This is a genomic window from Methylophilus sp. YYY-1, from assembly GCF_029132825.1.
Classification (GTDB): domain Bacteria; phylum Pseudomonadota; class Gammaproteobacteria; order Burkholderiales; family Methylophilaceae; genus Methylophilus; species Methylophilus glucosoxydans.
In genome coordinates, this window is record NZ_WOVG01000001.1 from 1 (window position 1) to 13,211 (window position 13,211).

9 protein-coding genes are annotated in these 13,211 nt (G+C 50.7%); 3 read left to right on the top strand and 6 right to left on the bottom strand.

The annotated features are described in order from the left end of the window. The first annotated feature begins 54 nt into the window (after positions 1 to 54). The gene (locus GOC95_RS00005) at positions 55 to 4,053 is read left to right on the top strand and encodes an Ig-like domain-containing protein (protein WP_275354837.1); all 3,999 of its coding nucleotides are present in this window, start codon (positions 55 to 57) and stop codon (positions 4,051 to 4,053) included. Positions 4,054 to 4,187: 134 nt separating this feature from the next. On the opposite strand, the gene GOC95_RS00010 is transcribed toward GOC95_RS00005, so the two are convergent. The 6 genes from GOC95_RS00010 to GOC95_RS00035 form a co-directional block, all read right to left on the bottom strand. After that, positions 4,188 to 5,648, bottom strand: coding sequence for a bifunctional 2-methylcitrate dehydratase/aconitate hydratase (locus tag GOC95_RS00010; RefSeq protein ID WP_275354839.1), 1,461 nt, complete (start codon positions 5,646 to 5,648; stop codon positions 4,188 to 4,190). A 95-nt stretch (positions 5,649 to 5,743) separates the two neighbouring features. Further along, positions 5,744 to 6,919: a 2-methylcitrate synthase gene (gene prpC / locus GOC95_RS00015; RefSeq protein WP_275354841.1), complete on the bottom strand. Its 1,176-nt coding sequence runs from the start codon at positions 6,917 to 6,919 to the stop codon at positions 5,744 to 5,746. Positions 6,920 to 6,951: 32 nt separating this feature from the next. Further along, the gene (gene prpB, locus GOC95_RS00020; protein ID WP_275354843.1) at positions 6,952 to 7,830 is read right to left on the bottom strand and encodes a methylisocitrate lyase; all 879 of its coding nucleotides are present in this window, start codon (positions 7,828 to 7,830) and stop codon (positions 6,952 to 6,954) included. 116 nt (positions 7,831 to 7,946) lie between these two features. Then, a complete protein-coding gene (locus tag GOC95_RS00025) occupies positions 7,947 to 8,945 on the bottom strand; it encodes an aldolase/citrate lyase family protein (protein ID WP_275354845.1) in 999 nt (332 codons plus the stop codon). A 2-nt stretch (positions 8,946 to 8,947) separates the two neighbouring features. Further along, entirely contained in the window at positions 8,948 to 10,006 is a 1,059-nt protein-coding gene (locus GOC95_RS00030; protein ID WP_275354847.1) for a MaoC family dehydratase, read from the bottom strand. 9 nt (positions 10,007 to 10,015) lie between these two features. Next, positions 10,016 to 10,897 carry a CoA ester lyase gene (locus GOC95_RS00035; protein WP_275354849.1) on the bottom strand — a complete coding sequence of 294 codons (882 nt, stop codon included), beginning with the start codon at positions 10,895 to 10,897 and terminating at the stop codon, positions 10,016 to 10,018. 181 nt (positions 10,898 to 11,078) lie between these two features. Between GOC95_RS00035 and GOC95_RS00040 the strand changes: the two genes are divergently transcribed. Both GOC95_RS00040 and GOC95_RS00045 read left to right on the top strand, forming a co-directional pair. Beyond that, positions 11,079 to 11,813 carry a GntR family transcriptional regulator gene (locus GOC95_RS00040; protein ID WP_194746977.1) on the top strand — a complete coding sequence of 245 codons (735 nt, stop codon included), beginning with the start codon at positions 11,079 to 11,081 and terminating at the stop codon, positions 11,811 to 11,813. A gap of 192 nt (positions 11,814 to 12,005) precedes the next feature. Beyond that, positions 12,006 to 13,208 carry a malic enzyme-like NAD(P)-binding protein gene (locus GOC95_RS00045; RefSeq protein ID WP_275354851.1) on the top strand — a complete coding sequence of 401 codons (1,203 nt, stop codon included), beginning with the start codon at positions 12,006 to 12,008 and terminating at the stop codon, positions 13,206 to 13,208. The last annotated feature ends 3 nt before the right edge of the window (positions 13,209 to 13,211 follow it).

Genomic DNA, 13,211 nt, shown 5'->3' on the forward strand with positions numbered 1-13,211 from the left:
AGCGTTGCTGGTAACGAACTTGCGGCTGACTCAGACAAGACCATTGAAGCGAAAGTGACTGTCACAGACAACGCTGGCAACACAGCTAGCCAGTCTACACAGTTGACCTACACACTGGACCTGACGCCACCTAAGGCAGAGATTGCCTTGGATGCTAACTTTGGTGGTGATGGCATCATCAACATTGAAGAAGCCAAAGCGACTTCCTCGATTCCCGTAACTGGTACAGTGGGTGGTGACGCTAAAGTTGGTGATCCAGTGGTAGTCACTATTAATGGCAAAGATTACCCAACGACTGTAATCACCCGTGCGGATGGCAAGCTGGGCTTCAGTGTGAGTGTTGCTGGTAACGAACTTGCCGCTGACTCAGACAAGACCATTGAAGCGAAAGTGACTGTCACAGACAACGCTGGCAACACAGCCAGCCAGTCTACACAGTTGACCTACACGCTGGACCTGACGCCACCCGTCGCCACTATTGCGCTCGATGCTAACTTTGGTGGCGATGGTATTATCAATATTGCTGAATCTCAACCAGGTGTTAATCAGCCAGTGACTGGTACTGTAGGCGGTGAAGCCAAGCTTGGTGATCCAGTGGTAGTCACGATTAATGGCAAAGATTATCTGACAACAGTGGTGACTCGTGCAGACGGTAAACTAGGCTTCAGCGTTAGCGTGCCTGGTAGCGAATTAGTGGCAGATAGTGACAAAACGATTGACGCTAAAGTCTCTACAACAGACTCAGCAGGCAACGTAGGTGTTGCAACTACTCAACTTACCTATACTGTCGATGTCACTGCACCAAACAAACCAACTATCGACAACATTTACGATGACTTCGGTACAAACACAGGCAATATCCCTAGTGGTGGCGTAGCTGATGACCCAACCCCAACTTTGAGTGGTAGGGCTGAAGCTGGTAGCACCGTGACTGTTTATGACGGCAAAAATGCGATTGGTACAGCTATCGCTGACAAAAACGGTAACTGGACATTTACACCATCAACAGATATTGCTAAAGGCCTGCATAACTATACGGTGACTGCAACAGACAACGCTGGCAACACCAGTGTGCCAAGTGATAACTATGCTTACACTTTGAACCAGTCACCAGTGTTTGTGACTTTAGATGGTAGTGCCACTGTGTCTGAAGACGGTTTGCCAAATGGTGTTCTTGATCAAGGTGAGCCTTCAAACATTATTGCATCTGGTGATTTAGGTATCTCAGATCCAAATGGTGATCTGCAGAGTGTGACATTGACTGCACCAACTCAAACCTATACGTCTGGTGGCGTGGCAATTACCTGGGCTGGAAGCAACACCGGGACGCTGATCGGTTCTGCTAATGGTCAGGAAATCTTGCGCATATCCATTGATAACTCAGGCAAGTACGCTGTCAAGTTGTCAGGTCCGCTGGATCACCCTGCTCAAGGTGAAGATACGCTTGCCCTGAAGTTTGGTGTAAATGCTAAAGACTCTGATACCACAACTACTGGTTCTATTACAGTCAATGTGGCTGATGATGCGCCGATTGCTACCAATCAGACGGTCACTGCTCAGGGCGACAAAGGCACAAACATTATGTTTACCATTGATGTCTCTGGCAGTATGGCGTCACTGGATGGCGTCAATGGCACCTCACGTCTTGCTAGTGAAGTGAAGTCCATCAATACCTTGTTGGATCAATATGCTTCATTGGGTGGTGATGTCCGTGTCATGATTGTGACTTTCTCTGATGGTTATTATCAGAAAACGCCGACCTGGGTGACAATCTCTGAAGCAAAACTACAGTTGGCTTCCTTGAAAGCACTGTCCGGTACCAATTACGATGCTGCATTGGATGGTAGTAAAACAGCATTTAATTCAGCCGGAAAAATTCCTGGTGGTCAGAATATTGGGTACTTCTTCTCAGATGGCGAGCCCAATAGTGGCCGTGAAGTAGGGGATAGCGATAGACAGGCATGGGAAGCCTTCCTGAAAGCCAATAACATTAATGAATATGCGATTGGTGTGGGTAGCGGCGTTTCAGCGACTCAGGTGGCTAACAGCATGAACCAGATTGCATACAATGGCTCAACCGGCACGGATACAAATGCAATTCAGGTATCCAACTTTGCGCAATTGGATGCTGTACTGAGCCAGACTGTACCAACCCCTGTTGTTGGCAGTTTGACCAGTGGCGGTGGCTTCGGCGCAGATGGTGGCTATGTCAAATCGGTGGCGATTGAGGGTACCACTTACACCTTTGATGCTAAAACAGGTTCAATTGCCGTCGCTGGGACGAATAATAGCTCTTACAATTCGACCACTCATCAGCTGACAGTGGTTACCAAAGCTGGCACATTTGTTGTAGACATGGACGATGGTAAATATGCCTTCACCCCAGGACAGACAAAAGTAACCCTCATCAACACCACTTTTGATGCCAATGGCAGTAGTCAGCAAACGCCAGTGCCTTTAGGCTGGTACACAGACAACAAGAGTGGCACGATTGAGATTATGCCAAGTACTATTTATGGCTTGTCTGCAAGTTACGGCAATGTGCTTGAGATTGAAAACTATAACGGTGATGGAAATCTATACACTTATATCAATCCAAGCAAAGATGCAGTGGTGACATTAAGTTTTGATTATGCGGCACGTGCTGGTCATACATCAGGCGTTGACTCTGCAATTCAAGTAATTGTGAATGGTAAAGTCATTGATACGGTCAATACTGGAAGCTTGAACATGAGTACATTCTCATACAGCTTCACAGGGACTGGTAGCCAGATGCGCGTGGAGTTTAAATCAGTGGATACGAACAGTACCGGTGGTTTGCTTGATAACATTAAAATCACGACTTCAAGCACTACCCAGCCTGCAGACAGCACTAAAGTTACTTATACATTAAGTGACAAAGATGGTGACACCAGCACTGCTGATTTGACGGTGAATGTGGCGAAAAATAATACCTATACACCTACACCGCAGGTGGCGCCTGATGTCTCTACGGCTGTCGGTGCGGCTGGCTTGATTACCTTGCCTGGCCTGTTGAATGTTGATTTGCTGGATTTCTCTAGCCGCCAGAGCTTCACTGCAAGTGATGCCAATAACAACATTACTAACGTCAATATTGCGTTCAATGCTGGGATTGGTGTGATCATCGGCTCTACACTGATGAGTTACTCGCAAGCGGTAGCGAATGAGTTAGGCTTAAAAGTAAGCTATACAGAAAGTAGCGGCTTCCTTGGCTTAATCGGTGCAAATGGCAAACTGGTGGTTACAGCTGCTGACGGTGGCACGATCGACAACCTTGCTCTGAATGAATTCCTGTCAACGGTGAAGGTGAATCCGCAGCTTCTTGGCGTCAATGTGTTGGAAAACTTTACGATCACTGCAACTGACAGTACTGGCCTGCAAGATAGCGCAAGTGCAAGCAATCTGCTCAATCTCAGCTTGTTGAGTAGCAATAACAGTACGCCAATTATCGGTGGTGATGCAGGTGACAACGTTGTTAACGGTACCTCCGGCAATGACATTATCTACGGCTACGCTGGCAACGATACCTTGAATGGTGGCAATGGTAATGACATCCTGCGTGGTGGTGCTGGTAATGACACCTTGAACGGCGGTAATGGCAATGACATCCTGATCGGCGGTAAAGGTAACGATACCCTGACCGGTGGCGCGGGTGTTGATGTGTTCAAGTGGGATCAAGGCGATGATGGCTCTGCTGGCGCGCCTGCACGTGACACGATCACAGATTTCAACAAAGCGCCTGTCAACCAAGGCGGCGATGTATTGGATATCCGTGATTTGTTGCAAGGTGAAAATCCAAACAACTTGGTCAACTACATGCACTTCGAGAAATCAGGCAGCGATACCATTATTCATATCAGTTCGAATGGTGGCTTTGCTAATGATGCACACAATGTTTCAGGTGCATTCAATAGTGGTCAAGAAACGCAGACCATTGTGGTGGCTGGTGTCGATTTAACCAACGGCCAAACCAGCGATGCAGCCGTGATCGCAAACTTGCTGACACAGCAAAATATTGTTGTGGATCACTAATCGCCGCAGTATTGCTTATAGCAGTTCAAGAGCGACCCTTGTGGTCGCTCTTTTTTATTCAGCGTTTGGGTTTGATACAGGCAATAAAAAAGAGCGCTGCTTGAGCGCTCTTTTTAGAGACTGAGTTTGCGTTGTTAGAGCGCCAGCATATCCACAAACGCATTCACAGCAGTGGCTTCCAGCTTGGCCTGATCCTGACACAAGGCCAAAATGTCGGCTTGTCTGGTTGTGTCAAAGCGACGTGCCAGATTGGTTTTGAATTTCTTCACCAGTTCCGGGATGCCTTCGCCACGGCGGCGGCGATGGCCAATAGGGTATTCCACCGCAATATTGCTGGATTGCGTGCCATCCTTAAAGAAAATCTGAATGGCATTGGCAATGGAACGTTTTTCCGGGTCCAGATAGTCACGCGTATATTCTGCTTTTTCGACGCAAGTCATCTTGTCACGCAATGCATCTATGCGCGGATCAGCGGCTGCGGCATCTTCGTAATCCTGTGCAGTTAAACTTCCTTTGAGCAAACCAACGGCTGCCATATATTGAATACAATGGTCGCGGTCAGCAGGGTTATCCAACGGGCCGGTTTTATCGATGATGCGAATGGCGGACTCGTGTGTGGTGATAATAATCTTGTCGATGTTGGCAATGTCTTCCAGGGTTTGCAGACGGCTGCCCACTTCCTTGTTGAGCTGGAAAGCGCACTCCACCGCTGTTTGCGCGTGAAATTCGGCCGGGAACGAGATTTTGAACAATACCTGCTCCATCACATAGCTGCCGTAAGGGCGCTGGAACTTGAAGGCATTACCTTTGAACAAGACGTCATAAAAGCCCCAGGTTTTCGCCGTGAGTGCACTTGGGTAGCCCATTTCGCCTTGCAAGGTCATCCAGGCCAGGCGCACCGCCCGCGAGGTGGCATCGCCTGCTGCCCAGGATTTACGTGAACCGGTGTTTGGACTATGACGGTAGGTGCGTAAGCTTTGACCATCAACAAAGGCGTTAGACACAGCATTGATAATATCCTGCTTGTTGCCCCCCAGTAATTTGGTCACAACAGCGGTAGAGGCAATTTTAACCAGAATGACGTGGTCCAGACCCACTCTGTTAAAGCTGTTTTCCAGCGCCAGTACGCCCTGAATTTCATGCGCCTTGATCATGGCGGTAAGTACGTCTTTCATGGTCAATGGCGCTTTGCCTTCGGCCACATTTTTGCGCGACATGTAATCCGCTGAAGCCAGAATCCCGCCCAGGTTGTCAGATGGATGTCCCCATTCTGCGGCCAGCCAGGTGTCATTAAAATCCAGCCAGCGGATCATGGCGCCAATATTGAAAGCGGCCAGGATAGGGTCCAGCTGATAAGGGGTGCCGGGAACTTTGGCGCCATTCGGCACAACTGTACCGGCAATCACGGGGCCTAGTAATTTGGTACAGGCTGGATAATCCAGTGCCTCGAAACCACAGCCCAGCGTATCCATCAGGCAGTTGCGGGCGGTATCGTAAGCTTCATGAGAGTTGATTTCAAAATCTGCCACGTAGTTGGCGATATCTACAATGACTTGATCGGGATCGGGACGTACATTAGAAATATGGGCGGACATAAGAGATTCTTTCAAGTAAAAATTTAAGCAACAGAGGCTACAGCAGAGTTTTCTCTGTGCTCTCTGAGTCCTCTGTGGCTAAAAAATGGGTAAGACTAACGTTTGTCTAAAGGCACAAACGCTCTGTTATCCGGGCCGTTATACTCTGCATTCGGGCGAATAATCTTGTTATCGATACGCTGCTCTATGGCATGCGCGACCCAGCCGGTGGTGCGCGAAATCACAAAAATTGGCGTGAACATGCCAGTTGGAATCCCCATCATGTGGTAGCTGGATGCGCTATACCAGTCCAGGTTGGGGAACATCTTTTTCTCGTTCCACATGATTTCTTCAATGCGGGCAGAGATGTCAAACAGCTGCATATTGCCGGCATCTTCACACAGTGACTTGCTGACGGCTTTGATCGACTCATTGCGTGGATCGGCAATGGTATACACGGGATGGCCAAAGCCAATAATGATTTCTTTGCGCGCCATACGAGCCTTGATATCTGCTTCAGCTTCATCTGGTGTTTGGTAACGCTCAATAATCTCCATGGCGGCTTCATTGGCGCCGCCATGTTTGGGCCCCCGTAGTGCGCCAATCGCACCAGTGACGCAAGAATACAAGTCGGAGAGGGTGCCAGCGATCACGCGTGAAGTGAAGGTTGAGGCATTGAACTCATGTTCGGCATAGAGCACCAGTGAGGTGTTCATGGCTTTGATATGCAGCTCGGACGGTTTTTTGCCATGCAGGAGATGCAGGAAGTGCGCCGCGATAGAGTCGTCATCAGTTTCTACCTCAATACGTAAACCGCGATGGCTAAAGTGGTACCAGTAAATGAGGATAGAGCCGAAACAGGCAATCAAGCGGTCCCCCAGCGCTTGTGCGCCAGCAGTATTGCGGTCGGTAGCTTCTGGTTCCAGTGTCCCCAGCATCGAGCAGCCTGTGCGCATCACATCCATTGGATGCGCATTGGCTGGAATCTGTTCCAGTACGGCTTTAAGTGCACTGGGCAGGCCGCGTAGCTTTTTGAGCTTTTGATGATAAGCGGTGAGTTGTGGTTGGGTGGGCAGCTCACCGTGAATCAGCAAATAAGCGACTTCTTCAAACGTGGTATGTTTAGCCAGTTCGATGATATCGTAACCGCGGTAATGCAGGTCATTACCGCTATGGCCCACGGTACAAATGGCCGTGGTGCCCGCAGCCACACCCGCCAGCGCGACGCCCTTTTTACGCTTGGGCGCTTCGGTAGCGGGAGCTGTGTTGATAGGATCAGTGGTGGTGTTCATAACTAACCTCCTTTATCTCTGGTCGCGTGCGCTTATTTTTTATACAGCGCGTCTAGTTTCTGTTCAAAAGCGTGATAGCCAAGATGCTCGTACAAGTCCGCACGTGTCTGCATCAAATCCAACACGTGTTTCTGTGTGCCATCTTTGCGTACGCTCTGGTACACCTGAAGCGCCGCCTGGTTCATCGCGCGGAAGGCTGACAGAGGGTACAAGACCATGCCAACGCCTGCCGTGGCCAGTTCCTCTACCGTGAATAAAGGGGTAGAGCCAAATTCGGTGATATTGGCCAGTACCGGCACCTTGACGGCCTCGACAAACTGCTGATACATTCCCAGCTGAGTCATCGCTTCCGGAAAAATCATGTCCGCACCTGCTTCTACGCAAGCACAGGCGCGGTCTATGGCAGATTGCAATCCTTCCACCGCCAGCGCATCCGTGCGCGCCATGACCACGAAGTCATCATAGGGCTTCGCATCCACTGCGGCTTTTACCCGGTCTACCATTTCCTCCAGGCTCACAATCGCCTTGTTGGGGCGGTGCCCGCAACGCTTGGCGCTGACCTGATCTTCAATATGCACCGCTGCAGCCCCTGCTTTGGCAACGCTTTTAATGGTACGGGCAATGTTAAATGCCCCGCCAAACCCGGTATCAATATCGACCAGTAATGGCGTATCCACGGCATCGGTAATCCGGCGGACATCTACTAGCACGTCTTCCAGGCCAGAAATGCCAAGATCGGGCAGGCCTAAAGAACCTGCCGCCACGCCGCCACCAGACAGGTAGATGGCTTTAAAGCCGGATTGAGTGGCTAGCATCGCATGGTAGGCATTAATCGCACCGATAATCTGTAATGGTGTTTCATCGGCCAAGGCTGCACGAAAACGTGCACCTGCTGTAGTGATTTGTTGCATATTAAACCTTTATCTTTAAGCCACAGAGAACAGAGAGGTCACAGAGATATCCATCAAACCGAATGAAAAATGTCTCAGATTTTCTCTGTGTGCTCAGTCAGCGCTGTGGCTAAGTATTAAAAGAACGCGTGTTCAGCATCTTCTGGCATGGCCACACCCGTTTGTTTAGCTTTTTGCAAGACCTCCCAGAAGTAGCGATAGGTCGCGCGGTCATGCAATTCACCTGCATATTGAATTGGCCCCCAGTCAGCGGCCTGTGCTGCCAGCAAAATGTTGGCGGCATCCGTCACTTCGTCATAATTCGGTTTCATGGCATCAACGATGGCCTGAATTTGTGTCGGGTAGATACTCCACATGCGCATAAAGCCAAACTCATTACGCGCGCGTGCGGCGTCGCTAAAGGTCACTTCCACATTCTTGAGATCCAGCGTCACGTTGTGGGCAGGCACAACACCATTTGCCAGTGCTGCCGAGACCACTTCCGTTTTGGCACGCGCCAGCAGGCGGTGATCAAACTGGCCAGGGCTGCGCATCGCGGTTGCAGGGATGGCGCCATGGTGGGCGCTGACAAAGTCCATCAGGCCAAAGTCCAGCACTTGCAACCAGGGCAGTTGTGCAATCTCGTGCACTTGGCGCAGGGCGCCATGGGTTTCAATCAGGATATGCACCGGGATTTCGCGGCGTATGCCATGGTGTTTGGCAACTTCTTGAATATAGCCGATCATTTCACGGGCTTGCGCGATGTCGGTACATTTAGGGATCGTCAGGTAACTCAAGACTTCACCCGCCCCCCCCACCAAAATATCGATATCTTTTTTCCAGTGCGGATGCGTATAGTCGTGAATGCGTGCCCCTGCCATCTTGTATTGGTTGGCAGCAGAATTCAGCACACGCACGATCATTTCCGCATGCGCCTGCTCCTGGCCGCTGGCAGCGCCGTCTTCACAGTCGCAGGTGATGTCAAACACAGGACCGACCGTATTGGGATTGGCCGGGTCTTGCAAGGACAAGGCTTTTAAAATTAGCTTTTCGCTGCCTGCAAAATGCTCACAAGCCGGGATCACCGGAAAGGGTTTTTCGCCACCAAAGAGCGCCTGGTTAGGATGAACGGCCATGGTTAGTTTCCTTTTCGTGGAATTAAAACGGTGTAATCAAGGTCGAGTACCACATTAGGGTAGTAGCCCTGTGAGGTCTTGATGTTCTCAACATGATCTGGCGGAATATTCTTGAGGCCGATCATGCGTAGTCTGAGGGCGCCGAGCTGCGGGTGAGGCAGGGTCCATTGATCCAGCACTTCCGTCATGCAGTAAATCGTGTCGCCTGCGTAGCTGGGGTTGGCATGTGTGCCGCCATTAATCGCCGCAATCGACAGCGCGTTTTCCAGGCCTTCAAAGCTCAATGCACGGCAGGCGGAAATCACCACGCCGCCATAAACCAAGCGCAAGCCTTGTGGCGTGGATTGCATCAGATGAGCATCAAAATGCAGTCTGGCATTGTTTTGGTACAAATGGGTAGCCAGCGTATGATCGCTGTCGTTAATGGTGAGGCCAGCGGGATGGCGCAAACGTTCACCTACGGAGTAGTCTTCCCAGAAGTAACGGCCACCGGTAGCCACCGCGATTTCCTGATGCACATTAAACGGGGCGGGCAGACGCAGGTCCTTGGCGGCGACAAAGGCTGGCAAGTCAGGGATCACAGTCTCCGGCGCTGGGGCAGCCAGATTTTTCTTGTGCACCATCACCCAGCGCACCCAGCTTAAAACCGGTTGCTGGTCTTGATTGACCGAGGTCGAGCGTACCCAGACCACGCCATTTTTGCCACTTGAGTTTTGCTTGAGGCCGATCACTTCGCTGGAGGTGGTCAAGGTGTCACCGACAAATACCGGCTGGATAAACCGCACATCGGCATATCCCAGGTTTGCCACGGCATTGACCGAGATATCCGGTACCGTTTTGCCAAACGCGATATGAAAAGCCAGCAGGTCATCAATGGGCATCTGCGCATAGCCCAACGACAAGGCAAACGGTGCGCTGCAATGCAACGGATTGCGTGCGCCAGTCAGCGCAATGTATAGCGCAGTGTCACCGCTGGTGATGGTGCGCGGCGTCGCATGCGGGATGACTTCGCCCAGCTTGAAGTCTTCAAAAAAACGCCCGGCGTTGATTTTGCCTGTCATGTTGATTCCTTAAATGAATTCTTCTTCTAGCTCTGCAATCGCTTCTGATAATTTGATGAGTCGTTGCGCAGCTTTAATATGGTGGTGTTCCACCAGTTTGTCGTTGACCACGACCGTCCCTTTACCACCTTCGTTTGCCTCTTTCAGGGCTTTAATGATCAACCTTGCATGTTCGACCTCAGACCTTTGCGGGGTATACGCATCATTGCAATAAGCAATTTGCGCCGGATGCACCAGTGACTTGCCATCCATGCCTATGTCGCGCCCCAGGCGGCAGGCATATTCAAACGAATGCATGTTCTTAAAATCAGACGTAATGCCGTCGATCACGCCTTTGCCATACGCACGCGCCGCCAGAATCACCAGCGATAAGGAGGTGAGGATGGCAGAGCGTTCATGCGTCACACGTGCATGCAGTTGCGAAATGAGGTCAGAGGTGGCCATCACCATGCAGATCACGCGCTCAGAGGCGGCCGCAATTTCCTTGGCGTTTAATACTGCCAGCGGGCTCTCTATCATCACCATCATCGGCACATCCTTGCCGCCGGCATCGTCCAGCAGCTGTTGTGCCTGCAACACGTCTTCGCGAGACTCGATATTGGGGAACAGAATGGCATCTGCGCCAATATTGGCCACTGCCTTGATATCGTCATGCCCCCAAATCGAGTGCAGATCATTGACGCGCACCACCACTTCACGTTTGCCATAGCCACCTTGCTTGACAGCATTGACAACGTTATCCCGTGATTGCACTTTGACATCCACCAGAATCGGGTCTCCCAGATCCAGAATGACGGAATCGGCCGCTAATGTGCGCGCACGCTCCAAATAGTGCTGATTGCAGCCAGGGACATATAGCATCGAGCGTCGTGGTCTGAGTGCATATGACATGGGTTTTCCTTTGTTGCAGCGAGAATTGAATTCATTATTCATGAATAAAAAAACTCTGTCAACAAATATCTTATGTCTTATATAAGATATAAAATAGTAGACAACAAAAAAGCGCTGTGATATAAATTGAATAACTAATTTTTTGGCGTCTTGTGATGCCTGCAAGTGTGGAGTCAAGGATATGGATAAACAAGTCGGATCAGCCAGTTACAGGCCGTTATATGACCAGATTAAGGTGTTGATCACCCAGAGCCTGATTGGTGGGGAGTGGCGCCCGGGTGACATGATCCCGAGTGAGATTGATCTGGCTCAGCGTTACAAGGTCAGTCAGGGCACGGTGCGTAAGGCAATAGATAGTCTGGCTACTGAAAATATCCTGATTCGTCGTCAGGGCAAGGGTACGTTTGTCGCGACCCACAATCAGGATGATGTGAAGTTGCGCTTTTTGCGTCTGACTGCTGAAACCGGCCAAAAAGAATTGTTACAGAATGAGTTTATCTCCTGTGTCAAAAGCAAAGCCAGTGTGCATATCGGCAAGGTGCTGGAAATGAAGGCGGGCGCGACCACCATAGAGGTTAAGCGCTTGCTGACTTTTTCCGGACGGCCTCTGATTTATGACCACATTATTGTGCCCGCTGCGCCATTCAAAGGCTTGAATCGCGCCAAGGTGGAAGAAAGCAATGGCTCCATGTACAGCATGTATGAGTCGCAGTTTGGCATACGCATGATCCGTGCTGAAGAGCGGATCAAAGCGGTGGCCGCAGATGCTGAAGTGGCGAAAGCCCTGGGGCTGAAAGAGGGATATCCGCTGCTGAGCATAGAGCGCGTGTCGTTCACCTATGGCGACAAGCCAATGGAGTGGCGGTTAGGTTTGTGTCTGACCGATGACCACCACTACATGAGTGAATTGGAATGATTGAAAAATCTTCATCAGCGGCGTTGAGCTGCGCATGTCCGTCTGGCTGCTGAAGTTTTTGAATTATTCGGGATAAAAGAAATGACTTTTGAAAACATATTTTCGCGTTGTTGGGCTTCGCTAGCCTAGCCAACATGTATTTTGAAAAGTCTTGGTCAACGCAAAGACTGGTGAATAGAAAGAGGTTAATGAATGGATGACTTGAAAAAACGCGCGCTGGACTACCACCAGTTTCCCAAGCCGGGCAAGCTGAGCGTGGAGTCGTCCAAGCCATGCGCAACGCAACAGGATTTATCCCTGGCCTACACGCCAGGGGTGGCCGCGCCAGTGCTCGAAATAGAGGCGGATCCTGCCAATGCCTACAAATATACCAACAAGGGAAATTTGGTGGCGGTGATCACCGATGGCACAGCCGTGCTCGGACTGGGCAACGTGGGTGCTTTGGCCGGCAAGCCGGTGATGGAAGGCAAGGGCGTGCTGTTTAAACGCTTTGCAGATATTGATGTGTTTGATATCGAAGTCAATGCCGCCACGCCTGACGAGTTTATCCAGACCGTCGTCAATATCGCGCCGACTTTTGGCGGAATCAATCTGGAAGATATCGCTGCCCCGCACTGTTTTTATATTGAATCCGAACTGAAAAAACGCCTGGATATTCCGGTGTTTCATGATGACCAGCATGGTACGGCCGTGATTGTGGCAGCAGCCTTGTTAAATGCGCTTGAACTCCAAGGCAAAACCTTGCCCCGCGCCAAAATTGTGTTTTTAGGTGCGGGTGCGGCGGGTTGCTCGTGTGCCAAGTTGCTTAAGCTGATGGGCGCCACTGATATCACCATGGTGGATCGCAAAGGCGTGCTCGATTTGGCGAGAGATGACTTGCATGACAATAACCGTGCGTTGGCCATTACGGCTGGCAAGGTGAGCTCTCTGGCAGAGGCCATGCAGGGCGCAGATGTATTTATCGGTGTGTCGGCCAAGAATGGCTTGCCAGCAGAGCTGGTGGCCATCATGGCGGCCAAACCGGTGATTTTTGCACTGGCCAATCCAGATCCTGAAATTTTACCCAGCCAGGTTTTCGCCGTGCGTGATGACGTGATTATGGCCACCGGCCGCAGTGATTTCCCGAATCAGGTTAATAATGCCTTGTGCTTCCCCTATTTGTTCCGTGGCGCGCTGGATGCCAAGGCCAAACAGATTACCGAGCAGATGAAAGTGGCGGCAGCAAAAGCGCTCAGTCAACTGGCGCGCGAGCCTGTGCCGCAGCAAGTGCTGGAGGCTTATCAGTTAACGTCTTTATCGTTTGGCAAGGAATACATTATTCCCAAGCCGTTTGATCCACGCTTGATGGAATACGTGGCTGGTGCAGTGGCACGTGCAGCGCAGGCAGACGAGTAGCAG